At 65.1% G+C, this 24,833-nt stretch carries 21 protein-coding genes; 7 read left to right on the top strand and 14 right to left on the bottom strand.

Annotated elements, in window-relative coordinates; translation table 11 throughout:
- Window positions 1-4 precede the first annotated feature (4 nt).
- Genes E4A53_RS00875 through E4A53_RS00850 form a run of 6 tightly spaced genes read right to left on the bottom strand, consistent with a single transcriptional unit; the run spans window position 5 to window position 6,013 of the window.
- Window positions 5-1,162, bottom strand: coding sequence for an MFS transporter (locus tag E4A53_RS00875; RefSeq protein WP_168694270.1), 1,158 nt, complete (start codon window positions 1,160-1,162; stop codon window positions 5-7).
- 27 nt (window positions 1,163-1,189) lie between these two features.
- Entirely contained in the window at window positions 1,190-1,501 is a 312-nt protein-coding gene (locus E4A53_RS00870) for a non-heme iron oxygenase ferredoxin subunit (protein ID WP_136161219.1), read from the bottom strand.
- 26 nt (window positions 1,502-1,527) lie between these two features.
- A complete protein-coding gene (locus E4A53_RS00865) occupies window positions 1,528-2,070 on the bottom strand; it encodes an OsmC family protein (RefSeq protein WP_136161218.1) in 543 nt (180 codons plus the stop codon).
- Window positions 2,071-2,117: 47 nt separating this feature from the next.
- The gene (locus E4A53_RS00860; RefSeq protein ID WP_136161217.1) at window positions 2,118-4,400 is read right to left on the bottom strand and encodes a TonB-dependent receptor; all 2,283 of its coding nucleotides are present in this window, start codon (window positions 4,398-4,400) and stop codon (window positions 2,118-2,120) included.
- Window positions 4,401-4,440: 40 nt separating this feature from the next.
- Window positions 4,441-4,767, bottom strand: a complete 327-nt coding sequence (locus E4A53_RS00855) for a hypothetical protein (protein WP_136161216.1) — start codon at window positions 4,765-4,767, stop codon at window positions 4,441-4,443.
- 1 nt (window position 4,768) lies between these two features.
- Complete coding sequence (locus E4A53_RS00850) at window positions 4,769-6,013, bottom strand: aromatic ring-hydroxylating oxygenase subunit alpha (protein ID WP_168694269.1); 1,245 nt, start codon at window positions 6,011-6,013, stop codon at window positions 4,769-4,771.
- A 231-nt stretch (window positions 6,014-6,244) separates the two neighbouring features.
- Between E4A53_RS00850 and E4A53_RS00845 the strand changes: the two genes are divergently transcribed.
- The 5 genes from E4A53_RS00845 to E4A53_RS00825 all read left to right on the top strand — a co-directional run bounded on the left by E4A53_RS00845 (window position 6,245) and on the right by E4A53_RS00825 (window position 11,243).
- Complete coding sequence (locus E4A53_RS00845; protein WP_136161214.1) at window positions 6,245-6,832, top strand: TetR/AcrR family transcriptional regulator; 588 nt, start codon at window positions 6,245-6,247, stop codon at window positions 6,830-6,832.
- A gap of 27 nt (window positions 6,833-6,859) precedes the next feature.
- Window positions 6,860-7,651 (top strand): SDR family oxidoreductase, encoded by a 792-nt coding sequence (locus E4A53_RS00840; RefSeq protein WP_136161213.1) that lies wholly within the window; start codon window positions 6,860-6,862, stop codon window positions 7,649-7,651.
- A gap of 502 nt (window positions 7,652-8,153) precedes the next feature.
- Window positions 8,154-9,701, top strand: a complete 1,548-nt coding sequence (locus tag E4A53_RS00835; protein ID WP_168694268.1) for a sulfatase-like hydrolase/transferase — start codon at window positions 8,154-8,156, stop codon at window positions 9,699-9,701.
- Between the two features lie 88 nt (window positions 9,702-9,789).
- Complete coding sequence (locus E4A53_RS00830) at window positions 9,790-10,260, top strand: MarR family winged helix-turn-helix transcriptional regulator (protein WP_136161211.1); 471 nt, start codon at window positions 9,790-9,792, stop codon at window positions 10,258-10,260.
- Window positions 10,261-10,301: 41 nt separating this feature from the next.
- Complete coding sequence (locus E4A53_RS00825) at window positions 10,302-11,243, top strand: formylglycine-generating enzyme family protein (RefSeq protein WP_136161393.1); 942 nt, start codon at window positions 10,302-10,304, stop codon at window positions 11,241-11,243.
- 69 nt (window positions 11,244-11,312) lie between these two features.
- Here the strand turns inward: E4A53_RS00825 and E4A53_RS00820 are convergent, their stop codons facing one another.
- The 3 genes from E4A53_RS00820 to E4A53_RS00810 all read right to left on the bottom strand — a co-directional run bounded on the left by E4A53_RS00820 (window position 11,313) and on the right by E4A53_RS00810 (window position 16,302).
- On the bottom strand, window positions 11,313-14,024 hold the full coding sequence (locus tag E4A53_RS00820; protein ID WP_168694267.1) for a TonB-dependent receptor plug domain-containing protein: 2,712 nt from the start codon (window positions 14,022-14,024) through the stop codon (window positions 11,313-11,315).
- A gap of 168 nt (window positions 14,025-14,192) precedes the next feature.
- Window positions 14,193-15,101, bottom strand: coding sequence for a phenylacetaldoxime dehydratase family protein (locus E4A53_RS00815; RefSeq protein ID WP_239018069.1), 909 nt, complete (start codon window positions 15,099-15,101; stop codon window positions 14,193-14,195).
- A gap of 130 nt (window positions 15,102-15,231) precedes the next feature.
- Complete coding sequence (locus E4A53_RS00810; RefSeq protein ID WP_136161208.1) at window positions 15,232-16,302, bottom strand: carbon-nitrogen hydrolase family protein; 1,071 nt, start codon at window positions 16,300-16,302, stop codon at window positions 15,232-15,234.
- A 167-nt stretch (window positions 16,303-16,469) separates the two neighbouring features.
- Here E4A53_RS00810 and E4A53_RS00805 point away from each other — a divergent pair, with 167 nt between their 5' ends.
- A complete protein-coding gene (locus E4A53_RS00805) occupies window positions 16,470-17,528 on the top strand; it encodes a helix-turn-helix domain-containing protein (RefSeq protein WP_168694266.1) in 1,059 nt (352 codons plus the stop codon).
- A 116-nt stretch (window positions 17,529-17,644) separates the two neighbouring features.
- On the opposite strand, the gene E4A53_RS00800 is transcribed toward E4A53_RS00805, so the two are convergent.
- Genes E4A53_RS00800 through E4A53_RS00790 form a run of 3 tightly spaced genes read right to left on the bottom strand, consistent with a single transcriptional unit; the run spans window position 17,645 to window position 22,136 of the window.
- Complete coding sequence (locus E4A53_RS00800) at window positions 17,645-18,907, bottom strand: spinster family MFS transporter (RefSeq protein ID WP_136161392.1); 1,263 nt, start codon at window positions 18,905-18,907, stop codon at window positions 17,645-17,647.
- A complete protein-coding gene (locus tag E4A53_RS00795; protein ID WP_136161206.1) occupies window positions 18,900-19,763 on the bottom strand; it encodes an alpha/beta fold hydrolase in 864 nt (287 codons plus the stop codon). Before E4A53_RS00795 ends, E4A53_RS00800 begins: the two co-directional genes overlap by 8 nt.
- A 33-nt stretch (window positions 19,764-19,796) precedes the next feature.
- Window positions 19,797-22,136, bottom strand: a complete 2,340-nt coding sequence (locus tag E4A53_RS00790) for a TonB-dependent receptor (protein ID WP_420822593.1) — start codon at window positions 22,134-22,136, stop codon at window positions 19,797-19,799.
- Window positions 22,137-22,254: 118 nt separating this feature from the next.
- On the opposite strand from E4A53_RS00790, the gene E4A53_RS00785 reads away from it, so the two are divergent.
- A complete protein-coding gene (locus tag E4A53_RS00785; RefSeq protein ID WP_136161204.1) occupies window positions 22,255-22,878 on the top strand; it encodes a TetR/AcrR family transcriptional regulator in 624 nt (207 codons plus the stop codon).
- Between the two features lie 39 nt (window positions 22,879-22,917).
- Here E4A53_RS00785 and E4A53_RS00780 read toward each other — a convergent pair whose 3' ends face one another.
- Complete coding sequence (locus tag E4A53_RS00780; protein ID WP_136161203.1) at window positions 22,918-23,328, bottom strand: RidA family protein; 411 nt, start codon at window positions 23,326-23,328, stop codon at window positions 22,918-22,920.
- 198 nt (window positions 23,329-23,526) lie between these two features.
- A complete protein-coding gene (locus tag E4A53_RS00775) occupies window positions 23,527-24,708 on the bottom strand; it encodes a glycosyltransferase family 4 protein (protein WP_136161202.1) in 1,182 nt (393 codons plus the stop codon).
- Window positions 24,709-24,833 lie beyond the last annotated feature (125 nt).

Raw genomic sequence — 24,833 nt, 5'->3', positions numbered from 1 at the left:
TTCTTTAGCTTTGTTGAAGTCGACGCATTGCCCAGGCGCCGAACCATGGGCCGATCGCCAGGTAGAGACACGCGACACGCCAGCCGGCGGCATCGATCACCAGCGGCATCAGCGCAATGTTGGCGGTGGTCAGCAGGAAGCCGATGCAGACTTGAAGCGTGACCAGCGTGCCGCGCGCTTCCGGCGGCGCGAGGCGGACGACGCAGGCGGAAAACTGGGCGGAATCCGCGATGATCGTCACGCCCCACAGCAGCGCGATGCCGAGGACCAGCGCTGGCGGCCCACCATAGGCCAGCGCGGCGAGCAGCGCACAACTGCCGCTCCCCGCCAGCGCCCACAGCGCGGCGCGGCCGCTACCGACGCGCCCGGCGGCCCAGCCGGCGAGGATGCACCCCACCGCGCCCGCGCCGATCACCGCGAAGGCTGACACGCCCAGCGTCGCCGGCGTCAGAGGCCCGGCGCCGGACGCCGCCACGCTTGCCGCCAGATAGGCGGGCACCCACGCCCACATCGGGTAGAGTTCCCACATATGGCCGAGATAGCCGAGGTTGGCGTAGCGGATGCGGCGGTCGGTGAAGGCAAGGCGCAGGTACCGCCGGTCGATCGTCCGTGGCGGCACCGCTGCCGGGCCGCTGGCGGCGGTCGCTGCGACCGCGCCGCCCATCAATGCCAGCACGCTGGTCACCCCGATGATCAGCCGCCAATCGAGCGCGACGAAGCTGCCGACCAGGTGCGGGCTGGCTGAACCCAGTGTCAACGCCGCAATGATCAGGCCGAGCAGCAGGCCGATATCGCCTTCGTCCCACGACGCGACCAGCGCGATCGCCACCGGATAGACCCCGGCAAGGAACAGGCCGACGAAGAACAGGCAGGCGAACCAGCCGGCTCCGCCGGGAGGCATGGCAAGCAGCAGCAGGTTCGCCGCTGCCGCCGCCCAGGCACAGGCCAGGAATGTCCGTTGCGGAACATGACGATCTGCCAGGCCGAGCAGAGCGCTGATCAGGCAGCCGGCGACGAAGCCGAGCGCGATGGCGCTGGCCGTCAGTGCGGCCTGTGCGCCGGTCCAGCCATAATCGCGTTCCAGCGAGACACGGCCGGCGGCGGCGCTGAACCACAACGCCATGACCAGCGTCAGCGCCAGCGCAATGCGCGTGACCGCCATGGCTTTGCGCATCATTGGTGTCCGGCGTCAGCGCAGGGTGATGACGAGGTCGCCGCCGACGACGGCGGTTTCGTGGACCTTCAGCGGGTGGAAACAGGGGGCGCGGACGGCATCGCCGGTGCGGATGTTGAACGAGCCCATGTGAAACGGGCAGACCACCTCGTCTCCGTCGATCTCGCCGTCGGCCAGCGACGCGTCCTCGTGCGTGCAGGTGTCGTCGAAGCAGAAATACTCCGCCCCGATGCGACAGACCGATACCGGGCCGTAGCCGTCGATCTCGTGGCGGCGGATTTCGCCGTCCTCAAGGCTTTCGGCCGCAAACAGCCTTTCCGTTCGCATCGCCCGCTGCCCCCTTTTTCCTGCCCTCAGCCTTCGACCACCAGGCTGGAGACCAGCCGGATCGGGTTGGCGATGTTCCACCGGTTTGGCGATGTCTCGATCACCGTGCGGTGCACGTCCTCGAACTGGTCTTGTGTGCCGTCGCCCTTGATCACCACGGTATATTCGATCTCGTCATACCCCGGCTTCACCGTCTTATCGAGGCCGAGGAAGCCGCGCAGGTCGAGCATGCCGCGGGTGTGGATCTCCACCTTCTCCAGCGCGATGCCGCGGATTGAGCAGCCGGCGACATAGCCGACCATCATGCAGGCGTTGAACGCCGCCATCAGCATTTCCTGCGGGTTCGGCGCGTTGTTCTCGCCGAGCAGTTCCGCCGGCTCGTCGACGACGATGGTGAAGTCGCGGGCGCCCTCCGTTCCGCCCAGCCGCCAGCGGTCGACCCGCGCCTCCGACCGGGTGCCGCCCGCCCAGCGCGAGCATACCTCGAACTCCACCTCGCCCCTTGCCGGGTCGGCGGCGACGTCGCCGACCATCTTGTGCAGCGCGGCGACGTTGATACCGTTGATCATGTCCTGAAATCTCTCTCTTCTACAATGGAATGCATGGGGCGGCGGGTTCAGAACTGCATCTTGACACCGACCGTCCAGTTGCGCGGGCGCGCGAAGGCGGCTTCGGCGATGCCCAGATCGTTCAGGTCGGCATAGCCGCCGGTGAAATAGGTCTGGTCGAACAGGTTCTGCACGGCGGCGTAGAGTTCGACGGTGCTGCCCGCCGGGCGGAAGGCGATATTGGCGTTGACGACATGATAGCCGGCCTGGCGCAGCGCCGCGGTGTTGGCCGCGTCGGTGTAGGTTGCGCTGGTATAGGACCAGTCGATACGGGCGTTGAGGCTACCCGCCGACCAGGCGTCATGCTCATAGGACAGCGCGGCATTCAGCGCCCATTCCGGCGTATAAGGCAACCGCGAGTCGGGGGTGATACCGATGACGAACGCACCGAGCGTCTTGTAGCCGGCATCGAGATAGCCGATGCCGCCCTGCAACGTCAGGCCCGGCGTCGGGCGCAGGAACAGCTCCACCTCCGCCCCGTCGATCGTCGCGCGCGCGGCGTTGGCGGTGATCGTGCCCGGCGTGCCCGGCGGGCTGACGAACACCTGCATGTCCTTGTAGTCGGTGTGGAACAGCGCCGCGTTCAGCCGGAACACATTGTCGAGGGTGTGGAATTTGAGCCCGCCTTCATAGACGGTCGCATATTCCGGCTGGAACGACGGAATATCGGGGCGCGGCGGGAAGATGCGCTGCGAGAATCCGCCGCTCTTGAAGCCGCGCGCATAGCTGACATAGGTGGTGAAATTGCTCGCCGCCTCGTATTTCAGCACCGCATGCGGCGTCGCTTCCCCGGTCGAGATCCGCGCGACGGTCAGTGGCTGGACCAGAGTGCCGGACGGAATGCCGATCGCCGAGGTCTTGACGAACTGGTCCGGCGCCCAGCGCTTGATGTCCTTGGAATAGCGCAGACCGAGGGTCGCGGTCAGGCCCGGCGCGAGGCGATAGTCGAACTCGCCGAACGCCGCATAGCTCTTGTTGTCGATCCGCCCGCCGCTTTGCAGCGCGACGAGGTTGAACGTCACATTGTCGTTATCGCGGCCGCTCTCCTCGAAATAATAGAGGCCGGTGACCCAGCTCAGCGCATCGTCGAAGGCGGAGCCGTTGAACTGGATTTCCTGCGAGAACTGGCGGTGCTTGAACGGCGAATTGAACGTTTCCGCGATCATGATCGGCGAATGGTCCTCGTCGCGGCCGAACTGCGCATCGATCTTGCGGTAGGCGGTGATCGCCTTGATCAGATAGTCGCCCAGGTCGACGCTCAGCGTGCCGCTGATCCCGAACGCGTCGAGGTCGGACTTGGTGCGGCCGGTCGCGTAGGTGACGAACGGGTTCGACGGCAGCCACTGGCCGTTGTAGCAGCGCGGGTCCTGCAGGCTGCCCGGCGCCGGGAAGCAGGGCGCGCCGACCCCGGCGTTGTGGAAGGCCGGGAAGCTGCCATTCTCGTTATTGTCGACCAGCGTCAGCGGCGCGCCATTTTCCCGTTCGCGCGCGTAATCGGCGGAAATGTCGAGTTCGACATTGTCGGACAGCGTCGCGACCAGCCGGCCGCGGATGTTGAACGAATTGGTATCGCCAAGCCGGTCGCCGGTCAGCACCTTGCGGACATAGCCGTCCTGATTGGCATACATGGCGGAAATGCGGGTCAGCAGCCCCTCGCCCAGCGGCAGGTCGACCGACCCGCGCAGCCGGACCAGATTATCGGTGCCGGTCGCCGCTTCCACCTTGCCGCCGAAGCTGGTGCCGGGGCGCTGGGTGGTCAGGTTGATCGCGCCGCCGATGGTGTTGCGGCCGAACAAGGTGCCCTGCGGCCCGCGCAGCACCTCCACCCGTTCCAGATCGAGCGCATCGATGACCGACCCGATCGAGCGCGCATAGAACACGCCGTCGACATAGACGCCAACGCCGGGGTCCGCGTTCAACGAGAAGTCCCCCTGTCCGATCCCGCGAATGAAGATCGCCGCCGCCGAGTTGCTGCCCGAAACGGACGCCGACGGGTTGAACGACAGGTTGGGCGTGAAGGCGGCGATGCGGTCGATCGAGCCGACCTGCCGGTCCTCCAGGTCCTGCCCGCTGAAAGCCGAGATCGAGATCGGCACGTCCTGCAGCGATTCCGCCCGCTTGCGCGCGGTGACGACGATGTCGTCCGACGCGATGGCGGGGGCATCGGCCACCGGCGCCCCGCCCTGCGCCAGCGCGCCTTCGGTTGTGAGACCCCCGGCGGCGACCAGCGCGCAGGAGGCAAGGAAATAGGCAAAGCGGCACCGTTTGCCGCCATCGGTATAATGGCGCACCACATCCTCCCTGATATTGACCGAATAGTTTCTGTGTTTTCTACGCGTAAAAACTGGACTTCGTTTCCCACTTCGCGATGTCGTCAGCGTATCTCGGCGACGTGTTCTTCCAGATATTCACCGCATCATCGACTTCGATCGCCGCCAGGGCCGTGTAAGCCAGCGGTAGATGCTCGTCCGGTATCCGGTCGAGCGGATACTGATTGAGGAATGCGACGATCGCGCCGACCTGCGGCTCGATGCGCCGGTGGAATGCCTGTATCTCCGCCATTGAACTGCGGGCCCGCTTGACGAAGCGTTCGTGCGGGGTCGGCAGCCCCCATTCGGCAACCAGATCGGCGATCGCGTCGAAATCTTCCGGCGCCATGTCAGCGGCCCTCCTGTAGCGGAACCGCCTTGACGACGCGTTCGTAGAGCGCCGCCACCGTCGCTTCCATCTCGTTGGCGATGTGGATGGTGTCGACGACGCCGGCCCGCATGTTGGCGTGGACGAGGTCGATGATCCCCCAGTCCTGCGCCAGCGCGTTGCGGGTCGCGATCCGGCCGTGTTCCAGGTTGAATTTCTCGCCGAATGTCTCCGGCGCATGATCGAAATACCAGTCCCAGTCCCAGATGGTCTGGTGCGCCGAAATCGGCAGCACCCGCATCACGCTGACCACCGACGCACCGGCGAAGATCAGCAGGTTGGGAAAGATCGTATAGCAATCGAATACCCAGCGGTCCGACTGTTCGTGGTTGACCGCACCGGGGAAGTCGCGCGACGCGACCGAGGTGTCGTTGTCCACCCAATTGGAGGTGCGGCCGTTACGCTGCGCCACGTCCTGGATCGGCGTCGGCGTCCAGGTGACGCCGGGCGGCGGCACCGGGCGTGACACGGTCAGCAGCGAGCTGACGCCGGGGCTGTCGGGGAACAGGGTGTTGGCGCAATCCTGCGGCGCGAAGTCGACCGCGAGCGTATCGGCATGCAGCACGCTGGCATGATAGCCTTCGTGCTGGATGTTCATCAGGTCCTTCCAGTTGGCATCGAACACATGCCGGTACCCGGCGTACCAGGTCCACGGCCGGTCGCGCAGATAGGGCTCCAGATTGGCGGGCACCCCCGCCATGTGCTGTTCCAGCGAATGCGCCGGCGTTTCCGCCAGGTTGATGAAGACGAAACCGCCCCAGGTCGCGACATGCACCGGTTTCAGCGCCAGCGCCGCCTTGTCGCAGCCCTGGGTGAAGATCCCTTCCTTCGGGATGTTGCGCAATTCCCCGTCGGTGTCGAACACCCAGCCGTGGAACGGGCAGGTCAGGAAGGCCGCCCGCCCCTTCTTCGCGGTGTCGCACAGGATGCGGCCGGCGCGGTGGGTGCAGACATTGTGGAACGCGCGCAACGCGCCGTCCTTGCCGCGCACGACGATGACCGAAGCATGGACGACATCGATGTCGGCGGTGAAATAGCTGTTCGGCTTGGCGACGTCCGCCTCGCGGCCGACGGCCAGCCAGGACTGGCGCCATAGCGCCTTCTCGCGTTCGAAATACGCGTCCGACACGAACGGCGCGACGCTGATCGGCCCGCCGGCCACACTGTCCAGTCCCGCCCCCAGGCGGAACGCGCGGTCGTCTCCCACCACGTCTCTCCCTGCATTGCCATTCATAAAAGGCGCGGCGCCTGCTCCCGCCGTGGCGAAAACGGTCACCGAATCCCGGTCTGCCGCCGGATCGCCTGCAAGAGTATCAGTAAAAAAATATCTGTCTACCTACTAAATGATAGATTGAAAAAACCCGCCGCTCCTGTACGGGTATCAGCAGGATAGGCGGCAGCCGGCCCGCCGGCGGCCCACCAACGGAAACGGCGGACGATGACGGACAACGTGACGAAGGTCAGGATTCTGGATGAGGCGAACAGCCTGATTCGCGAGCTTGGCATGAACGGAATCAGTTACGCGCACATCAGCTCCCGGGTGAACATCCGCAAGGCCAGCATCCACTACTATTTCCCGACCAAGGACGACCTGATCCGGGAACTCGTCGCCTATCAGAGCCAGATCTTCCTTGATGAGGTCCACGCCATCGTCGAGGACGGCGGCGCCGACGCGCGGACAAAGATGCACCGCTATTTTGGTCTGTTCGAAAAGGCGTTCAACGACGGCAAGGGCGGCTCGATCTGCCTGTTCGGCATGCTCGGCGCCGAAATCCACAGCCTCGACGATCAGACCTGCGACATCGTCCGCGATTTTTACAGCCGCAACATCCAGTCGATCCGCACGATCCTCGCCGCCCCGGACACTGACGACGACGCCATCGGCGACACGGCGGCGTCGGAAACCGCGCACATGATCTTCTCGGCGATCGAGGGTGCAATGATCATATCCCGCGCCAACCGTGACCTTGGCGGATATAAGGCGGTTATGAACAACCTACTGAATATCATCGATTTTTCAAAATAATCGTATAACTGGACAAGGGAGAAGCGGATGCCGAACTTCACCGAAAAAACCGCGATCGTCACCGGCGCCTCGACATTGATGGGGCGCAAAATCGTCGAGGCGTTCCACGCCGCCGGCGCCAACGTGGTGATGCTCGACATCGCCGCCGCCGCCGGCGCCGCGCTTGCCGTCGAACTCGGGTCGCGCGCCGTGTTCCTGCACGGTGACGTGACCGACGATGCGGTGATCGACCACTGCCTCGCGACGGCAGCCGAACGGTTCGGCGGCGTCGACATGCTGGTCAACCTGGCCTGCACCTATGACGACAACGGCATCGATTCGACGCGGACGCAGTGGCTGCGCGCGCTCGACGTCAATCTGGTCAGCGGCGCGCTGTTAATCCAGAAGGCGCGGCCGCATCTGAAGGCGGCGCGTGGCGCCGTCGTCAACATCGCCAGCATCAGCGGCAAGCGCGCCCAGCCGGACCGCATGCTCTATGCCACGTCGAAGGCCGGCATCCTCCACATGACCCGCGCCGCGGCGATGGCACTGGCCGGCGACCATATCCGGGTCAATTCGGTGTCGCCCGGCTGGACATGGTCCAACGTGATGGTCGAACTGACCGGCGACCGGCGCGAGAAGGCCGACCGCGTCGCCGCCCCGTTCCACCTGCTCGGCCGCGTCGGCGACCCGGAGGAAGTGGCCCGCGCCGTGCTGTTCCTGTGCTCTGACGACGCCTCGTTCATCACCGGCACCGATCTGGCGGTCGACGGCGGCTATACCGCGATCGGACCGGAGCAGCAGACCGACGCGGTCTCGAAGCTGGCTGAAGGGGATTGATGGACCGCACTGCCTGCACCGCTTGACCGCGGCAGCGACGCGCTATCGGGCTGCGCGGGCGGCGGCGGTCAGATAGAGGTGCCTCCGCTGCCAAGGACAATTTATAGAGTGGACGATTTGCTGCAGATTGGGCTCGCAACGAGCAAGTCAGCGAGTACGCACTTGTTGCATGTATTTTCTCACCGCTCGCGCCGCCCAGCGTAGCCGCAGACGCCTGTTCTACAAGCGCATGTGCTTTCTCCGTTGACCTGTGCGCCGGTTGGCGCGTGTCTCATCGCCGCCCAATCTTTGCCCCGGACAAGCTACGGCCGAAGCCCCTCTTGGCGCGGATATCACCCCATCGGCGGCCGTAAGAGCGCCTGCTCGAATTTATCGATTGCACATGCAGATGCATGTGCATATAATTTGCCGCGCATGATCCAAATGTCCGGAGTCGCGCGAAATGCGGCGGTGGGCGCGGGGGGTGCCTGGCGGGCGGGCCGCTCAGAAGGGGAGAGAGCTCATGGAAAATTTGCTGCGCCGATCCGCGCTTCTTCTAACATCGGCTCTGGCCTTTTCGGCATCGCTGCCAGCCTTTGCGGTGCAGGCCGCCCCGGACCGGGCGACGCCGGCACGGACGCAGGCCGGCGCCCGGCCCAATGTTATCGTCATCCTTGCCGACGACATGGGTAATCGCGACGTTTCGTCCAACGGCAACCCGTGGATCGAAACCAGTAATATCGACAGCATTGGCCGGGATGGGGTGAAATTTACCAGTGGCTATGTCAGCGCGCCGCTGTGCAGCCCGTCACGCGCCGGGCTGGTCACCGGGCGGTATCAGCAGCGCTTCGGGTTCGAATATCAGGTCTCGACCGGTGCCTTCCCGGAACTGAGCGAGGTCCGCATGCCGGACGGCAGCCTGGCTGCGTTGCAAGGCGATGCCGAATTCGTCCGCCGCGGGGTGCCGACCAGTGAACGCAACATTGGCGAACTGTTCAAGGCCGCGGGCTATGCGACCGGTGTCGTCGGCAAGTGGCACCTGGGGCACGGGGCGCAATTCACGCCGCAGAACCGCGGCTTCGATTATTCGAACGTGTTCTACGGGAACACCAGCATCCAGTACGCGAACCTGTCCGACCCGGACTACATTAGCCAGAAGATCGATTTTCACGACGAATCGCCGCTGACCGCCTGGACACGTGGCGGCCTCAACGGCGTGCGCGAAAATGGGCGCCTGATTCACGTCGACGAATATCTGCTGGACCACTTCCGCGATCGGGCGATCGAATTCATCGAACGGAACAAGGACCGGCCGTTCATGCTCTATCTGCCGATGAATGCGCCGGTGCCGCCGCTACAGGTGCCGATCGGCTATTTCGAGGCCCTGCGCAAAACCGTGCCGAACATCAATGCCCGCGCCTACAACGCGCTGCTGCTGGCGCAGGATCAGGCAGTAGGCGCGGTGCTGGACAAGCTGAAGAGCACCGGCCTGGACAAGAACACGATCGTCGTCTTTCTCAGCGACAATGGCGGGGCGATGAGCCGCCCGGCGAACAACGCCCCCTATTCCGGCGGCAAGAATTCGACTTATGAGGGGGGCATCCGGGTTCCGTTCATGATCCGTTGGCCGGGCCGCATTCCGGCGGGTTCGGTTTATGAGCAGCCGGTGATCAGCCTCGACATCCTGCCGACCGTCGCCGCCGCCGCCGGGGTTTCGACAAAGGCCGCCCTGCCCCTCGATGGCGTAAACCTGCTGCCCTATATCGAAACGCAGAATGCGGGCACGCCGCATGAAATATTGTTCTGGAAACTGGTTGGCGAATCCGCGGTGCGCATGGGCAAGTGGAAGCTGTGGCTGAACAACGCCACCGGCGAAAGCGCGCTCTATGATCTTGACGCCGACGTGGCGGAAACTCGCGACCTGAGCGATCAATTCCCGCAGGTGAAGTCCGACATGCAGGCGCGGTATGCAACATGGAACGCCACCCTGCCGCCGCCGGCCTGGGCGGACCTGAATCAGTATCCGGCGCCCAAAGCAAAGGCGGCACGGACCACACGCTCGGGCGAATAGGCGCGCGCCGCCCCGGCGCCCGGCCGGGCGCCGGCGTGCTGCGCCATTTTACATGCTTCGTCAGGCCGATCGAGGGTAAGCAGGCGCCATGACTCGCGAATCGCCGGACCCTTCGCAATTCAATCTTGAGCGGTTCCTGCCGCACCGTATCGCGCGCCTGAACGATCTGACCCAGGATGTGCTGGCCGGGGCGCTGAACGATCTCGGCCTGACCGTGGCGCACTGGCGTGTCCTGCACTGCCTGACCCAGTTGGGGCCAAGCGATCTCAGCTCGATCGCGACGTTTACCGTGCTTCAGCAATCGACGCTCAGCCGCTCCGTCGCGAAGCTTGGCCGGATGGGCCTGGTTTCGATCGAGCGTTTCGCCAGCGACCGGCGGCACCTTCATATCCTGATCACGGCGAACGGGCTGGCCAGGCTGTCGGAAGCGATCGACGTGGTGACGACGCGATTGCGCCAGACCTTCCCGCTGACCGGCGCGGAGCAGGACGCCCTGATCCTCGACATCAACCGCATCATCGACGCCCTGGTCGTTCGTCAGGCCCACCGGCCGGCGTGACGCGCGCATTGCCTGTGGGCGGTTCCGCCGATCTGGCCGGCATGGTGCGGGTCGAAGGCGGCGCCTTCCTGATGGGCGCGGACAGTTTCTACCCCGAAGAGGCGCCGGTGCGCCGGGTCAGGGTCGGGCCGTTCTGGATAGACACCACGCCGGTCACCAATCGCGAATTCGCGCGCTTCGTTGCCGCCACAGGCTATCATACCACTGCCGAGATCCCGCCGGAGGCAGGGGACTATCCCGGTGCGGACGCCGCATTGCTCCAGCCCGGCTCCCTGGTTTTCCGCAAGGCGCGCGGCCCGGTCGATCTCGACGACCCGGCGCAGTGGTGGCGTTTCTGCCACGGTGCCGATTGGCGGCACCCGCTTGGCCCGGAGAGCAGCCTGGCCGGGCTGGAGGATCACCCCGTCGTCCATGTCAGCCATGGCGACGCGGCGGCCTATGCCGAATGGGCGGGCAAGCAATTGCCGTCGGAGGCGGAATGGGAATTCGCCGCACGCGGCGGGCATGACGGACGCGCCTATGCCTGGGGCGACAGCCTCAGCCCGGGCGGCGCGATGCTCGCGAATTACTGGCAGGGCATATTTCCGTTCTCGAACACCCGCGAGGACGGCTGGGAACGGACCTCGCCGGTGCGCAACTATCCCGCCAATGATTATGGCCTGTACGACATGATCGGCAATGTCTGGGAATGGACCGACGACTGGTGGTCGCTTCCCCATAAGCGGGCTGGTGGCGGCAGCCGGAAGAAGAAGCCGGGGGCATGCTGCGCGTTGCCGGACCCGCGCGGCGGCACGTTGCGCGGCAGCTTGGATCCGCTGATGCCGGACATCCCGATCGGGCGCAAAGTGCTCAAGGGCGGCTCCCACCTCTGCGCGGAGAATTACTGCCAGCGCTATCGCCCCGCCGCCCGGCACCCCCAGATGATCGACACATCGACCTCGCATATCGGGTTTCGCTGCATCGTCCGCGACGCCGACCGGTAAGGCGCGACCTTTACGCCAAAGCCCCGCGCGCCAGCCGGGCGCGCGGGGCCGGCACCCGGCCGCCGCATGTCACAGATTAAAGCGAAGCCCCGCGCGGAAGGTGCGGCCAAGCACGTCGTACAGCGAGCCGTTGGTCCCGACATTGATATGCACGGGCCCCAGAATGAGCGGGCTGACCCGCGGCGACTGGTTGAACACATTGTCGACAGCGAAGAACAGCGACGGCTTGCCGGCGAAATCGTGGAAATCCTGGGTCAGCGTCAGGTCGGTATAATAAGCCGCCTTTACATGATTATCCTTGACGGTGATTTCCTTGGTATACTTGCCCGCACTGATAAAGCGTTCCCGCAGATTCAGTGTCGTTCCGCCCTGACGGTAGCTGATGTTGGCCACGCCACGCCATTTCGGCACCGCGGTATTTTCCGACATCGTCCCGGCATATTCATAAACCCGGAATCCGGTGTCCACCGTCCGGCGGCGGACATGGTTGGCCAGCGCGGACAGGTCCAGCGTGCCGGCGCCGAGGCGGGTGCGGTAATTGACTTCAAAATCAATCCCCGTAGCGCGCTCGCGGCTGAAATTGATGCCCGGCGTGAGCACTTCGGTGATCAGGTTCGTGGCCGCAGATCGAGTGATATACTGGCACAGCCCCGGACTGGCGCCATAGCAGCCGTCGATCAAATTCTGCGCCGGCAGGCTGACGATCGCCTGTTTGATCTTGATGTCATAATAATCCACCGACAGGGCAAGGCCAGGCAGCCAGTCCGGGCGATAACCGATCCCGACCGACAGGGTGTCGGCGCGTTCCGGGCGGAGCGAACTGTTGCCGACCACGGTCACGAAGGTGGTGTAGGACGAACTGGTGACCGGATCGGCTATCGCCAGCGGAAAGGCCTGACCGCCCTGAAACAGGTCGTTCAGATTGGGTGCGCGGATGTCACGTGAACGCACGCCGCGCAGGCGCCATTCGTGGCTCGCTTCCCAGGTCAGACCCGCTTTCCACGTCGTGACGCTGCCGCTCATGCTGTAGTCGGTATAGCGCACGGCGCCGTTGAAACTGACGTCCTTGGCAAAAGGCGCATCTTTCAACAGCGGCAGGACGATTTCGCCAAACACCTCCTTGACCGATATCTGACCCGATGACGGCTTGAAATTGCCGGTGAAGAAGCCGTTGGTCAGCGAAACGGCATCGGCCACCGCCTTGAAGGTCTCACGCCGGTACTCGGCGCCGGCAACGAACGAAATCGGCCCCGCCCAGGTGGAACCCGGCTCGCCCGAAATGGTCGCCGCGACCACATCCTGCTTGATGTCTATCACCTGTTTCGCCGTGCCGAACACATAAGCGCGCGACTGGTCGGACGCGGGGGCCGCGCCGAACGGATTGAATGGCGAACATGCTGCATCGTCGTTCGCAGCCGTCGCATCCGCGTTGACCGAACAGACGATCGTCCCGTCACCCAGCCTGGTGGCATTGGCCGCCTTTTCATACCGCGCCGCAATAGGGTTGTTGCCGACTTCCGAGACGATGCGGGACATGCCGTGCTGGTAATAGGCGTTCAGCGTCCACCCGCCGATGTCGCCCTTGATGCCGGCCAGATAGCGCTGCATATCGCGGATGTTGCGCGCGGCGAGCTGGCCGAACTTGATGTTGCTGGTGCCGTAACGGAAACTGGTTTCGCCGGCCGCGACCAGCGCGCTGCGCACGGACGGGTCCAGATAGGCGTTTTCCGTGGACAGGACGAGATTGCCGAAACGGTTATACGACACCGACAGGTAATTGGCTTCCGACCGGCCGTACCCGGCTTCGGCGAAAATCTGCAGCGCATCGGTCAGGTCGTAAGAGATATGGCCGAACAAGCTGTAATTCTTCGTCGGTATCGACACCTCGATGCGCCCGCCCTGGTCCTCGGCGGATCCGCCGAGCGACTGCAGGCCGGCGACATAGCCGAAATCGAACAGCGTCGGCAGGGCAAGGCCGTCGGCGCCGAATTGCGTACCGCGCAGCGGCCCTGCCGTGATCAATCCGTTATCCGTCGCGCTGGCCAGGCCGACATGCCTCGCCACCATATATTGCGGGGCGCCGTTGGTCGGCGTGTAGTCGGGGTTGAGGATCAGTTTCGATCCGTCATACCAGCTGCGGTCCTGCGCGCGGGTACGGCCGGAATCGCTGTACTGGCCGGAAACGACAATGTGCCCGCGCCCGCCGGCGAAGGCAACGCCACCGCTCAGTTCGGCCTGGAATGTATCCCCGTCCCCTTCCTGCGTGATGCCGCGAGAAATCTTGCCCTTCACGCCTTCGTAGCGGTCGTCGAGCACGAAATTGACCACGCCGGCGACCGCGTCCGAGCCCCAGGCGGCGGATGCGCCGCCGGTGACCACATCGACCCGGCTGACCAGCGCGCTCGGCAGCAGGTTGACGTCGACCGCGCCGGTCAAGGTCGATGCGACGACGCGGCGGCCATCGAGTAGTGCCAGGGTGCGGTTGACGCCAAGGTTGCGCAGGTTGAGCAGGTTGGCACCGGCGGTGCCGCCGTTGGTCGTTCCGTTGTTGTTGCGCGGGCTGACCGACCCGGACAGGACCGGCAACTGGTTGACGAAATCCGCCAGATTGGCGGGCGCCGCCTGGTTCATCTGCTCGATCGAGAGTACCGTTGTCGGCGTCGGCGCGGTATAGCCGGTGCGGTTCGTCCGCGTTGCCGTGACGACGATTTCAGCCCCGTCGCCGCCTTCCGGCAGATCGGCGCTCCGCGCCTCAGCCGGTGCATCATTGATCTGGGCCATTGCCGGCGAGACGCTAAATATCGCGGCTAACGCTGCGGACAATTTAAGGACGCCAATATTGCTTGTCATTTTCCCTCCCAAAGGCGCATAGGCCACCGCACATCCGCACAATATCAATCATGCGGCAGGCGCTTTGATTTTGATAATAATATAGAATTATTTCTTATATTATTCCGGGATAAGCCCCGTTTTTCGATGGCAGTTTATATATTCCAGGAATTGCTGGTCACTTCTGACTACCAACACTTCGTGGTATAATCGAAGATCCAACTGAAAATTCAGCTTTCCGGCCATCTGGAGAAAACCGTCAAAAATCGCGATGTGGGTCGCGTGACTTTCTGCCCACGCTTCCATGTCGCCTAACGAACGCCAGTAGCTGAGCCCGAAACTTTTCTCCTGGTCGCGATGCCGCATGTAGCGGTTGGACCAGCAACCGATGCTTGCCCCTTCGGTGGTCAGGAACCGCATCCCGGCATCAAGCACCGGCTCGATGTCGTTCAGATACATCGCCCGTTCCGCGTCGCGGGTGGCGCCCCAGTCCTGCCCCGACCGGATGACGGCAAGATTGTGGATGCCCTCCACCCGGACACGCCGCCCCAGGGTTTCGGCGGGCGGCGCGGGCCGGGTTAAGGCTCCGGCGAGCGGATCGCCCTGCGCGGCGGGAATCCGGTCCCGCATCGACCCCCAATAGGAATGTTCCTGGACGTCCTCCGGGTCCAGCCCGCCCATGACGATCGCCACGCCCTCCGGCTGGTCGAGGCTGGAAAACAATGTCTCAAACCGGTCGTTGGAGGGCAGGAACACTTCTCGGAAATAGCCGGGGCCGTCGGCAAGGCGCGCGTCGCTTTCCCACCAGCCGACGACATCGGCGCGCTGGCGCCAGCGGTCGAACAGGGCCGGGTCGTTCCAATAGGCGATGGCGACCAGTGTGTCGCAGCCGGCGGTATCCCGGAAACCGGCCCGGTCGACATGGCCGGCGGCGTGGTCGCCGCCCAGCATCGTGCATATTCTGTCGAACGCGGCTTCGGCGGGCGCGCGCATCGCCGGTCCGTCATACTGCACGCCGAAATAGGCCATCACCAGCTGCGCCCGCGCCGCATGGTCCCGCGCCACCCAGGCGCCATAGGGCGGGGTGAACCCTTCGGGGCAGCGACGCGGACAGGACCGTGGCCTTTGCATCTCGAGAGGGATGGCAGATTTCATCGCGCTATTCGCTCCCTTCCAGCATTTCGGGCGCGGGGAATACCGGCTGCTCGGACGCGCCGGTATCGGTCTGCCGGTTCGGTGTCCGCCCGGCCGGACCCGCCGTCTCGGTCCATTCCACGCAGGCGGTCGGCGCCGGATTGAACAGAAGCCGCATGACGTCGGGGCGCGAATAATGTCCGACGGGGTCGCCGCCGGCCTTGGCGAACGGAATCATACTGAGGTCGATCTCCGCCAGTACCAGCCCTTCCTTGTCGGGCGCCAGCGGCGTGGCGAGCGGCTGTCCGTCTGGCCCCCAGATCATCGCGTGACCGCCGCCGGCGCGGAGCAGTTCGGCCTTGGCCGGCGTGTCGCACAGCTGCTCGATCATGGCAGGGGAGATCACCGCGCAGGGCGCGATCACGAAGCACTGGCCTTCGACGGCGTAGACGCGGCTGAGCGCGCTGTTGACTTCCGGGCCAAGGGCGTAGGCCTGGCCGGGATAAAGCGAGAAACTGGGCCATGAGCCGACATGCACCTGTTCGTGCTGGGCGAACATCGCATATTTGGTCAGCGGGTTGACATGTTCCCAGCAGCACAGTGCGCCAAGCTTGCCGAGCGCAGTATCGTGCACCTTGATGTCGCTGCCGTCGCCTTCGCCGAAGATAGTGCGCTCGATCAGCGTCGCTTTCAGCTTCCGGCGCGCGGCGACGACGGTACCGTCGTCGGCAATGACGAGCTGGGCGATATAGAGCGACCCACCGCTGCGCTCGCTGAAGCCGAGCACCACCCATATCCGGTTCGCCTTCGCCGCCGCGGCGATCCGCTGCACCTCCGGCCCGTCGACGGTCATGCAGTTGGCGGCGTGAATGCCGACATAGCGCATGGTAGCGGCCGGGGAATCCAGCCACGCCCAGAACGGGTATCCTGGGATCCAGCATTCGGGGAAGCCGATCAGCCGGGCGCCCTTTAGCGCCGCCTCCTCGATCAGGGCGATCGCCTTATCGACGCCCTTGCCGAGATCGAGATATTCCGGCGCCGCCTGCACGGCAGCGGCGGTAAATACTTGCTGGGTCGCTGAATTCGCCTCACGCATTGGCTTCTCTATCGCCTCCTGAATGCATTCATCGATCGATGTTGGTCGGCCGAGGAACACGAAACCTGTTTTGTGGCCAAATTTCGCTGGAAACGCCTGCGATATTCAGCGCATTATATTGCACCGATGCTGCGGTGATCCGTGGCACAAGCGTGGGATCTGTCGCAATGATCGTCAGGGATCGGGCATATAGGGAATATCTGCCAGGGTCCTGGCTGCCCGTGCACAAATCCTGGTCTGACAGCGCACCAGTCGTCACGCCGCAAACGCCGGGAACGCTTCTTGCGCTGTCGCCGGCCAGGGCGGATCACCGCGTCCATGAATGGAGCCGCGGCATTTCGGAGCTGTTCACCGATCTGAAGTTCGAAGCGCTGGAGCCGGACACTTTCGGCGGCATGATCGAGACGATCCATCGCGGCGACCTGCTGGTTTCGCATATCGCGGCGGACGCGCAGCGCGTCCGCCATGTCGAGGGCGATACCGAAACGCTGGAACGTTTCTTCCTGAACGTACAGCTGGAAGGCACCGGTGCGGTCCATAGCGACCGGGGCGAGACCCGGATATCGGTTGGCGAGTGCGTTCTGGTCGACCCGAACGAATCCTATGTGCTGGAATTCGAATCCCGCTTTCGGCAGCTTTGCATCCAGCTACCCGACTGGTGGCTGTGTGAAAGGCTGCGCATGGCGCCGGCGCAGGTCATGGGGATGCCGATCAGCATGCAGCGCGAGGGGGGCGCCGTGCTGCGCGCCGCGCTTGAAGCGATCATTGATCTACCCGGTGATGGCGCCGGGGCCAGTCTCGAACTCGTCGAATTGTTCGGCGACGCGATGGCGCGAATGTTGCGTATTACCGCGCAGACAGAGCAACGACAGCCTTTAAGGCAGATGGAACAGGCGTTTTTTGCACGGCTGCGTCAGTTCGTCAGCGAGAATTTTCGGGACGAGACGCTTACCCCTGCTTTGGCGGCGCAGGCACTCGGTTGCTCGGTGCGCTACGTTCATAAGGTATGCAACAGTAATGCAACGACCTTTGGTCGCTTGCTGATGGATACGCGTTTGAAGGCCGCGGCGCAGGCGTTGGCTACCGCCTCGTCGTGTGATCGCGTCAGTGCCGTCGGTTATGATTCTGGTTTCACCGATGCGTCCCACTTTTCGCGGGTCTTCCGACAGAAATTCGGCGTGTCGCCAAGGCGCTATAAAATGGCGAGGGGCGCGATCCCGGCGTAACCGTTGGACCGATAATCTTCGCAGAGATGGGCGGACAGCGCCGTACGCCGGCTGCCGACATGGACATACTTGGCAAGTGCATAGAACGGCCACGTGTCGGGCGGTTCGCATCGGGATCAGCGTTCCTCGACCCATTCCCGGCGCAGCGCGGGGCCGGCCGCCGCCATCAGCACGGCGGCGAGGGCGTAGAGGGAAAGGGCGTAGAGCATCGAATAGCGCAGCGCCTCGGGTCCGTGGATCGGTGTCAGCAGGCGGGACAGGGCGCCGAGTGCATAGATGCCGCCGCCCAACCCGATCAGGTTGTTGATCAGCAGGAACAGCGCCGACGCCATCGACCGCGCCGCCGGGCGGACCAGATGCTGCACCGCGGACAGCACCGGGCCAAGCCAGATATAAGCCAGCGCCTGCGGAATCAGGAACAGCAGGAAGGCGGCGGTGGCGCTGCTGCTCAGCACGCCGCCGGCAAACAGTGGGGCGCCGATGATGAAGGCGAGACCGGGCAGATAGCCGTAATAGGCGCGGTCGCGCCGCCCCAGCCAATCGCCCAGCCAGCCGCCGGCGAGCACACCGGCGGTGCCGCCGATCAACAGCACGGCGCCGAAGAACTGCGAAGTTTGCACCAGGCCCAGCCCAAAACTGCGCTGCAGCAGGCTGGGCAGCCAGAAAGCGATGCCATAGCCGAGCATCGAGCTGGAGGCGGCGCCGAACGCCAGCAGCCAGAACGCCCGCTTGCCGGCCAGACTGCGCGCGGTCGCGGCGAGCAGCCCCTGGGTGTCCGGCCGGGCGGCCGTTGGCTTCGGCGGGTCGCGGACGAGCCATTTGAACAGTGGCGCGATCGCGACGCCGGCGAGGCCGACGGCGAAGAAGGCCAGCCGCCAGTCGACCGTCGCCGCGATATAGCCGCCGGTCAGCGCCCCGGCCGCCGAGCCGAGCGGAATGCCGAGCGAGTAGATCGACAGCGCGAAGGCGCGCCGCTCGCTGGGGAAATAGTCGCCGATCAGCGCGTAGGAAGGGGCGACGCCGCCCGCCTCGCCGATGCCGACGCCAAGCCGCGCGAGAAAGATGTGCCAGAAACTGTGCGCCAGCCCGCACAGCGCGGTAAAGCCGCTCCACAGCAGCAGCGAGGTGGCGATCACCCAGCTTCGGCTGGTCCGGTCGGCCAGCCAGGCGAGCGGCACCGCCAGCGTTGAATAGAGCAGCGCGAAGGCAAGGCCGCCGAGCAGCCCCATCTGCGCGTCGTCAAGGCCGAGATCGGCCTGGATCGGCGCGGCGAGAATGGCGAGGATCTGCCGGTCGACGAAATTGAAGATGTAGACGAGGAGCAGCATCGCCAGCACGATGCCGCGCCGCTGCCTATGCCGGCCGGTGACGTCAGGCATGGCGGTCAAGGAAGGCCTCGATCGCGGCGACGGCGTCCGGTTCGTCGAGGATCGGCGCATGACCGCGCCCGGCGATGTCGACCCGGCTGAATACCCCCGCATGGCGCCTGCCCATGTTCTCGGCGGTGGCGGTGGACAGCACGTCGCTCAGCGCGCCGCGCAGCAGCAGGATCGGGACGATGCTCAGGCTGTCCCACAGCGGCCACAGATTGGGCGGCGCCACCGCAGGCGTCTCGCCCTGTATCGCTTCGCCGATCGCCGGGTCGTAGGCGAGGGCGACCCGCCCGTCCGGTAGCTCCGTGCAGGCGCGTCGGGCAAAGGCGGCCCAGTCCGCCGCGGTGAAATCGGGAAAGGCTGCGCCGTTGATCGCGGCGCAGCGGCCGGCTGCTTCGTCCCAGTCGGCGGCCGGATCGCTGCCGCCGGCATAGCCGCGGATGCGTTCCAGCCCCTCCGGCATCAATTCGGGGCCGATATCGTTCAGGACGATCAGCGATACGCGGTCGCTATGGACGGCAGTCATGATCATCGCCATCAGCCCGCCCATCGACGTGCCGATCAGCCCGACGCGGTCGATGCCGAGCCCGTCGAGCAGCGCCCACATGTCGAGCGTGTAGATATCCGGCCGGTAGTTGGCCGGCTGCGGATCGGGGTCGGACAGGCCGCGCCCGCGCTGGTCGGGCACAATCAGACGGTGGGGGCCGGCCAGCCGCCGCGCCAGCGGTTCGAAATCCGCGCTGTTGCGGGTCAGGCCGTGCATCAGCAGCAGCGGCGCTCCGTCGCCCGGGTAGTCGCGGGCGAACAGGGTCAGCCGCCCGTCGGCGCTGCGGTAGCGGTGGCTTCGATAGGACGGGGTCATCGCTGGTCGCCGCCGCGCCGGGCCGGCCACGCCTCAGAATTTCAGCGTGCCGGTGACGAAGACCTGACGCGGGTTGCCGTAGAAAGCGGTCAGCACGCCTTCGTCGCCCAGCGTCGAGACGCCGGCGGCGTTCTGATAATTGTAGCCCGAGGTGATATAACGTTTGTTGGTCAGGTTCTTGCCGTGCAGCCCGATCGAATAATCGCCGCTGTCGGCGGTCCACACCAGGCTCGCGTCCCACAGCACATAACCGGGCTGGTCGAGCGCCGCGATCGGTACCTCGAACTGATGCGTCTTGCTGCGATAGGTGAGGCCGGTCGAGGCATCGACCATGCCGCCCATCGCGGGGATGCCCGCCGCGAGCGAGCCCATCGCCGTCCATTTGGGCGTGTTCTGGAACGTGCGCTGGTTGGCGACATCGTCGCCGGTGGGGCCGATGAAGCGCTTGTACTTGGCGTCAATATAGCCGAACCCGCCGTTGAAGCGGAAGGTCGAGCCGGCACCCGCGAAATCGCGCGCAAGGATGGCGTTCGCTTCGGCCTCGATGCCCTGAAGCCGCGCCTTCGCGGCATTGGTGGTGATGCCGCAGAAGGTCTGTACCCCGCCGACGGTGCAGCCTACCGAGCCGGGAATCTGCACATCCTTGTAATCCATGTAGAATCCGGCAAGGCTGAGCGTCAGGCGGCGGTCGAGCAGCGAGCCCTTGTAGCCGATTTCGTAGCTGTCGACCTTTTCGGGATCGAAGGCGAGGAAGTTGTAGATATCCTCATAGGTGCGGCCCGCCGAAACATTGCTGATAGGCGCCGACGTGCCCGATCCGCGCGGGTCGAAGCCGCCGCCCTTGAAGCCCTTCGAATAGGAGGCGTAGATCAGGTTGTCGGCATTGGGCTTGAAGCTCAGCGAGGCGCGCGGGGTGAATTCCTTGAACGTGCGCTCGCCCCGGAAATCGGTCGCGACCGCGATCGCGATCGGGTCGAGCGTGCCGCCGAATTCGGGCGACAGGCCGGTGATCCGGTTCGCCTTGTAGATGAAGGCGTTGCGCTTGTCGTTCGTATAGCGGCCGCCGACCGACAGGCTGAGCTGGTCGGTGAAGTCGATGGTGGCGTCGCCGAACACCGACCAGGTGTTCGTCCGCACGTCGCCTGCGGTGTAGCCGTTGAGGCCGGGAAGCCCATAGAGGCGGTTGCCCGACAGCCCCAGCAGCACGTCGAACGAGGTCGCCGCCTTGGCGTCGAGATAGTAGAAACCGACGAGGCCGTGCAGCCGGTTGCTTTCATAGAGAAGCTGGAGCTCCTGGCTGAGCTGCTCGTTGCGATAGACGGCGGGAACGTCGACGTCGACCGAAGGCAGCGCGTCGAAGTCGATCGGCGTGAAGCTGGTGTCCTTGCGCCAGGCGCTGATCGAGCGCAACGTCAACGAATTGCTGAGTTCGGCCGAGATGTTCATGGCGAGGCCATAGGCCTTCACGTCCTGCTTGGGATCGTTGAGCCCGGCGCGCGTGTCGTAGACATTGTCGAGCACCGGCGCGCCCGAGGCGAGCCCGGGAATCAGGCGGTGGCCGTTGCGCGGATCGGACTTGTCGCGCGTGTAGTCGCCCGAGATGCGGATGAACACCGGCGCGCCGTTGCCGCCCATTTCGACCGTCGCGCGGCCGGCCCAGACGTCCTTGTTGTAGTTTTCCAGCCCCTTGATGTTCAGATTGTCGCCGAAGCCGCCGCGCGACAGGCGCGCGACCGAGGCGCCGACGCGGACGATGTCGCTGATCGGCGCGCTCGCGGTGACGACGAGGTCGGCCTGCTTGTAGGTGCCCAGCGTGCCGCGGATGCGCAGTTCGGGTGAATCAGGGTTGAGCGCGCGCGTCACATATTTGACGGCGCCGCCGATCGTGTTGCGGCCATAGAGCGTGCCCTGCGGGCCGCGGAGCACCTCGATCCGCTCGACGTCGTAGATGTCGAGCACCGCCGCCTGTGGCCGGTTCAGATAGACGTCGTCGAGATAGATGCCGATCCCCGCCTCGAACCCCGGAACCGGATCCTGCTGGCCGACGCCGCGGATGAAGGCGGTTAGCGTCGAATTGGTGCCGCGCGAATTTTCGAGCGTCGTGTTCGGCGCCATGTTGGCGACGTCGGTGATGTCGATCGCGCCCGCTTTGGCCAGCGCGTCGCCCGAAAGCGCGGTGACCGCGATCGGCACGTCGATCAGCCGCTCGTCGCGGCGACGTGCGGTGACGATGATCTCGTCGCCGCCGCCCGCCTCGTTCGCGGCCGGCACCGCCTGGGCGTGGAGCGGAGTCGTCGCCGGCATGCCCGTCGCAAGGGCAAGGCCGAGGGCGAACGTGCTGGCACCGGGCATGGCAAGGCGGAAAACGGTCATCATGTCCTCTCCCGAACGCATTATGCGGCTTCGATGATTGCTGCCTTTAATGAAACATGAATCACCTTTCAAGTTTGAATGATTGCGCGGGGTGCGATGTGCCGTTAGCTGTTGCCGAATGGACACGCCGTTTACCGCTTCCCAATCGCCGGCCGCCCGGAAACCCCGCACCGAACGGGGTCGGCAAACGCGCCGCCGGCTGATCGACGCGGCGGCGGCGGAGTTCGGTGAGAAGGGGTTTCACGACGCGTCGATCAGCGGTATTACCAAGCGCGCCGGCACCGCGCTCGGCAGTTTCTACACCTATTTCACCTCGAAGGATGAGATTTTCAGCGCGCTGGTCCACGACCTGAGCGATCGGGTCAGGGAGCGTGCCGCCGACGTCGTCGCGCCCGAATGCAACGCCGTCGATACTGAGCGCGAGGCGTTGGCCGCCTTTCTCGCCTTCGCGCGCGACCACAAAGAAATCTACCGGATCATCGACGAAGCCGAGTTCGTTGATCCGCAAAGCTATCGCACCCATTACGAAAGTGCTGCGGCGCGCATCCTCCAGCGTCTCCGCAGTGGCGCGGAGAAGGGAGAGATTCGCCCCGACATCGACGAAGCCCATGCCTGGGCGATCATGGGCATGAACGTGTTTCTCGGCCTGCGCTACAGCATCTGGTCGGACGAACGCGCGGTCGAAGACATCGCCCGGATCGCCAACGCGGTGCTGCGCGACGGTCTTACCCGGCGGGACTGACGGTTGGCGTGGCGGCGCGGTGCGAGGCCCCGCCGCGCTTCAATCGATCTTGCGGACGCCGGCGATCGCGGTCGCCTCGATCTCGATCATCAGTTCGGGCAGCGCCAGCGCCCGGACCTCGACGATGCTGTCGGCCGGGTAGGGCGCGGTGAACCATTTGCGGCGCAGATCGACCACCTTCGGAAAATACTGCATATCGGTCAGGAAGATCGTGACCTTGACGACGTCGGCCAGGCTGGCGCCAGCCGTCGCCAACAGCCGCTCGATGTTGCGGAACACCTGCTCCGCCTGCGCGTCGAAATCGCCGATGCCGACGATGCCGCCCTCGTCCGTCATCGCCGCCTGACCCGACAGGACGATCAGGTCGCCGATCCGGAACCCCTGCGACAGGCAGAAGGGTTCGAACGGATCGGGGCTAGTCTTTATCCGCTGTGCCCGACGGTCTTCCATATCTGCCTCCCCATCCTGTTGGTGTGTCCCAGGCGAGCATCGCGGCCCCGCCTTGCGTCGCTCAGTTTGGTCACGCCAGCCGCCCGATCGGCGCAGACACGCTTCTCATAGTGAAGCCGATACCGCTCCCTCCCGCAAGAGTGGCCGGGCACGCCGCTCGCCGTAACGCTGTTCAGCCAGTCATCCCGCTCTGCGCCGTCAAGGCACCGGGCTGGCGCGGGGCGGGGTGCCGCCGGCGGCGCGCTGGCGGACCAGGCGCAGATAGGTGTCGACCAGCGTCTGGTTGACCTGATCCCAGCCGAAACGCTCGCTGATCCGCTCGCCGGCATGGCCGGATGCAGCGCGGGCCTGCGGCTTCTCGCAATAATATTGCAGTGCTTCGGCAAAGGCCTCGATCGCGCCGGGGCGGATTAGCCGCCCATTGACCCCGTCGAGCACCAGGCTTTGGCTGCCGGTGGCGACGGCGGCGACGACCGGCAGCCCGGCGGCCATCGCCTCCAGCGTCACGTTACCGAACGTCTCGGTGACCGACGGGTTGAACAGCATATCCATGGACGCGACCGCGCGGCCAAGGTCGCTGCCACCCTGGAAGCCGGCGAACACCGCCTGCGGCAGCCGGCGCTGGAACCAGTCCCGCGCCGGCCCGTCGCCGACGACGAGGACCCGGTGGGCGACGCCGCGCCGCTCCAGTTGGTCGATCGCGTCGGAGAACACGTCCAGCCCCTTTTCCATCACCAGCCGCCCGACAAAGCCGATCGTTACCGCATCGTCGGCGATGCCGAGCGACCGACGCCAGTCCAGATCGCGGCGGCCGGAGTTGAAGACGCTGCGGTCTACGCCCCGGCTCCAGATGCCGACGTCGAAGCTCATCCGCTGTTCGCGCAGCAGCTGCGCCATCGATTCCGACGGGGCGACGATTGCGTCGCAGCGCCGGTAGAAGCGCCGCAGCATCGCCTCGACCAGCGGCTCCATGAAGGCGAGGCCGTAATAGCGCGGATAGGTCTCGAACCGGGTGTGGACCGATGCGACGACCGGAATGTTGCGTCGTCGTCCCAGGCTGACCGCGCGATGGCCGAGTATTTCCGGGCTGGCGACGTGGACCAGGTTGGGAGCGAAGGCGACGATGTCGCGCCGGACGCTGGGCGGAATCAGTAGCGGCGCCCGGTATTCCGCGCGGCCGGGAAAAGGCAGGGCGGGTACGGCGACCACGTCGCCGGTCGGGGGAAAAGCCGGGTTGGACACGACCGGCGAATAGATACGGACAGCCGCCCCCTGCCCGAGCAGATAGCCGACCAGCCGGTTGAGGGCCTGGTTCGCACCGTCGCGCACATAGTTGTAGTTGCCGCTGAACAGCGCGACGCGAAGGTGGGTGACGTCCATCTGCCGGCTTGTTAGGCGGATCGTGCGCAAAACGCCACTGCCGCCATGCCTTTATCTCCACCAATCATCCGCGTGATTGATGCCGCGCGCCCGCGCACCATATAAGGCCCGAACCGCACCGCGCA

Source organism: Sphingomonas flavalba (genome assembly GCF_004796535.1).
Lineage (GTDB): Bacteria > Pseudomonadota > Alphaproteobacteria > Sphingomonadales > Sphingomonadaceae > Sphingomonas_L > Sphingomonas_L flavalba.
This window is presented reverse-complemented; position numbering and strand designations above follow the sequence as displayed.

Coding starts and splice junctions, on each gene's coding strand:
- E4A53_RS00875 (WP_168694270.1), bottom strand. CDS start 1,162: ATGGCGGTCACGCGCATTGCGCTGGCGCTGACGCTGGTCATGGCGTTG.
- E4A53_RS00870 (WP_136161219.1), bottom strand. CDS start 1,501: ATGCGAACGGAAAGGCTGTTTGCGGCCGAAAGCCTTGAGGACGGCGAA.
- E4A53_RS00865 (WP_136161218.1), bottom strand. CDS start 2,070: ATGATCAACGGTATCAACGTCGCCGCGCTGCACAAGATGGTCGGCGAC.
- E4A53_RS00855 (WP_136161216.1), bottom strand. CDS start 4,767: ATGGCGCCGGAAGATTTCGACGCGATCGCCGATCTGGTTGCCGAATGG.
- E4A53_RS00845 (WP_136161214.1), top strand. CDS start 6,245: ATGACGGACAACGTGACGAAGGTCAGGATTCTGGATGAGGCGAACAGC.
- E4A53_RS00840 (WP_136161213.1), top strand. CDS start 6,860: ATGCCGAACTTCACCGAAAAAACCGCGATCGTCACCGGCGCCTCGACA.
- E4A53_RS00835 (WP_168694268.1), top strand. CDS start 8,154: ATGGAAAATTTGCTGCGCCGATCCGCGCTTCTTCTAACATCGGCTCTG.
- E4A53_RS00830 (WP_136161211.1), top strand. CDS start 9,790: ATGACTCGCGAATCGCCGGACCCTTCGCAATTCAATCTTGAGCGGTTC.
- E4A53_RS00825 (WP_136161393.1), top strand. CDS start 10,302: ATGGTGCGGGTCGAAGGCGGCGCCTTCCTGATGGGCGCGGACAGTTTC.
- E4A53_RS00820 (WP_168694267.1), bottom strand. CDS start 14,024: ATGGCCCAGATCAATGATGCACCGGCTGAGGCGCGGAGCGCCGATCTG.
- E4A53_RS00815 (WP_239018069.1), bottom strand. CDS start 15,101: ATGGCCTATTTCGGCGTGCAGTATGACGGACCGGCGATGCGCGCGCCC.
- E4A53_RS00810 (WP_136161208.1), bottom strand. CDS start 16,302: ATGCGTGAGGCGAATTCAGCGACCCAGCAAGTATTTACCGCCGCTGCC.
- E4A53_RS00805 (WP_168694266.1), top strand. CDS start 16,470: ATGATCGTCAGGGATCGGGCATATAGGGAATATCTGCCAGGGTCCTGG.
- E4A53_RS00800 (WP_136161392.1), bottom strand. CDS start 18,907: ATGCCTGACGTCACCGGCCGGCATAGGCAGCGGCGCGGCATCGTGCTG.
- E4A53_RS00795 (WP_136161206.1), bottom strand. CDS start 19,763: ATGACCCCGTCCTATCGAAGCCACCGCTACCGCAGCGCCGACGGGCGG.
- E4A53_RS00790 (WP_420822593.1), bottom strand. CDS start 22,136: ATGACCGTTTTCCGCCTTGCCATGCCCGGTGCCAGCACGTTCGCCCTC.
- E4A53_RS00785 (WP_136161204.1), top strand. CDS start 22,255: ATGGACACGCCGTTTACCGCTTCCCAATCGCCGGCCGCCCGGAAACCC.
- E4A53_RS00780 (WP_136161203.1), bottom strand. CDS start 23,328: ATGGAAGACCGTCGGGCACAGCGGATAAAGACTAGCCCCGATCCGTTC.
- E4A53_RS00775 (WP_136161202.1), bottom strand. CDS start 24,708: ATGGACGTCACCCACCTTCGCGTCGCGCTGTTCAGCGGCAACTACAAC.